Below are 2,089 nucleotides of genomic sequence, written 5' to 3'. Positions count from 1 at the left end.
CGTTTGGCCTACCCCGCGATCGGGCCGGCCGGTGCAGCCGGTCAGAGTTGCCCGCCCGTCCGGGGCAGGGGTGGCGGAAGCGGCCTGCCAGAATCGGGCAGGCCTTCGGGGCCGGCTGCATCATCCGGCGGATTGTCCCATGGGCCTTGGGGTGGTCCATGAGGTCTGTCCGCCGAAGCAAGGATTTCGAGCTGTTCGGGCGTCAGCTCGACGCGAAGCGCGGCAATCGTCTCCTTCAGCTTTGCTGCCGAGGCGGCACGTTGGGTTAGATCGTCTGCCAGTCTTTCCTGGACAGCGAAGGCGCGCGGCGCCTTGGCGCCGGGCGCTTCCGCGTCGGCGCCATCCGGGCCATGATCGGGCCGCGCCAGCATCGCCTGCAGCGCGCTGGTATAGCCCCGCCAAGCGTCGAGCTGCTCCGTCCTGATGCCGATGCGGGTCTCAAGCGCGGAAAGCCGGGCGGCGAGCATTTCCGGCGGCGGCCCCATGCGGCCGGGACCAAAACAGTCCGGTCCATGCCGCATCGGCCCGCGCCGGCCGGGCCAGGGCATCGGGCCATGGTCCGCATCGTCCTGCCGGGCCATCGCCGGCGGTTCGTCGCCGGGCGCGGCGGCGGGGTCGGGCTGCGCCGCCAGCACGGGATGGATGGCGGCAAGCGAAAACAGGCCGAGCGCAAGAAATCTGCTTTGCATGATGGTGTTCCTTTCTCTCATGCTTCGGACGGCAGGAGGATAGGAGGCGACTTTTTCCGCTTCGCTTCGGCGTGTTGCCGAAGGTTTCCGGAAGAAGGAGATTTGTTTCCGAATGTTTCCGCGCCCGGGCCGGAAACAATTGGTTGCAAATTTCCATGCCTTTCAGGCGCGGCTCTCCCTATAATCAAGAGCAAGCAAGGGCATGCAAATGCAGTCACAACCCCATATTCTCGTCGTCGACGATGATCGCGAGATCAGGACGCTGCTCGGGCGCTATCTCGACGGCCAGGGATTTCGCGTCTCGGCGGCGGCGGATCGGCGCGAATGCGAGCACAGACTTGCCACCGGCCAGTTCGACCTGATCGTGCTCGACGTCATGCTGCCCGATGGTTCGGGGCTCGATATCTGCCGGAGCCTGCGTGACCGCAAACCGCATACCCCGGTGATCCTGCTGACCGCGCTCAAGGAGGATGTCGACCGCATCATCGGGCTGGAGCTCGGCGCCGACGACTATCTCGGCAAGCCATTCAATCCGCGCGAGCTCACCGCCCGCATCCGCGCCGTGCTGCGTCGCTCGGCGCCGGAAGAGGCTGCTCCCCCTCGCATGCGCGTCTATCAGTTTGCCAGCTACAGGCTGGAGCCGGACACCCGCAAGGTGACGGATCCGCAAGGCGTGGCCATCGACCTCACCGGCGCCGAGTTCGATCTTTTGCAGGTGTTTCTTGACCGTCCCGGCCGACTGTTGACGCGCGACCAGCTGCTCGACCTGACGCAGGGCCGCGAGCGCGACCCGCTCGAACGCTCGGTCGACGTGTTGATGAGCCGGCTGCGGCGTAAATTCGCCGACGCCGGCGATGGGCCGCTGTTCAAGACGGTGCGCAATGGGGGCTACCAGCTCACCGCGAGGGTCGAGACGGCGGAGAACCACGCGTGACCTCACTGCGCCGCCGCCTCATCCTGCTGCTGGTCGCTTCGATCGTCGGTGTGGTCGGCCTGGCGACGGCCGCCGTCATCAGCGTGCGTGGCGGGGGGCCACCACCGGAACTGATCATGCCCTGGGTTGCCCAACAGATGGAACTCGTAGTGCGGCTTCTGCCCAGCCAGATTCCAGATGTGCTGCCGGTGCAACTGAGCGACCATCCGGCCGGCGGCAGGGTGGACCGGGACGAAACGGCGATGCTCAACGACATCCTGCGCCGCCGGGGTCTCGACGTCCTGGCCGTCGTCAACGACAAAGCTGGAGAGCCCGGTCAGCTTGCGTCGGTACGCCTGCACGACAATCGCTGGGCGATCATCGAAGTTCCCCACATCACGCCGCCAAAGCGCGAGTGGCTGGTTCTCGCCGGCTGGATCTCGCTGATTGTGGCCGGCGCCACGGCCGTCTCGGTTTATTTCGCCTC

General features: G+C 66.4%; 2 protein-coding genes and 1 pseudogene. 2 read left to right on the top strand and 1 reads right to left on the bottom strand.

Features of this window, described 5'->3' with window-relative positions; all coding sequences use genetic code 11:
* Positions 1-41: 41 nt before the first annotated feature.
* Positions 42-689, bottom strand: coding sequence for a hypothetical protein (locus tag EOA86_RS32205; RefSeq protein WP_128345288.1), 648 nt, complete (start codon positions 687-689; stop codon positions 42-44).
* 208 nt (positions 690-897) lie between these two features.
* On the opposite strand from EOA86_RS32205, the gene EOA86_RS32200 reads away from it, so the two are divergent.
* On the top strand, positions 898-1,623 hold the full coding sequence (locus EOA86_RS32200; protein WP_065010258.1) for a response regulator transcription factor: 726 nt from the start codon (positions 898-900) through the stop codon (positions 1,621-1,623).
* Positions 1,620-2,089 (top strand): annotated as a pseudogene (locus tag EOA86_RS32195) (two-component sensor histidine kinase); the annotation flags it as partial. The gene EOA86_RS32200 and the pseudogene EOA86_RS32195, both read left to right, overlap by 4 nt.

Origin of the sequence: Mesorhizobium sp. M5C.F.Ca.IN.020.32.2.1 (assembly GCF_004023105.1) — a bacterium.
GTDB classification, from domain to species: domain Bacteria; phylum Pseudomonadota; class Alphaproteobacteria; order Rhizobiales; family Rhizobiaceae; genus Mesorhizobium; species Mesorhizobium wenxiniae.
This window is presented reverse-complemented; position numbering and strand designations above follow the sequence as displayed.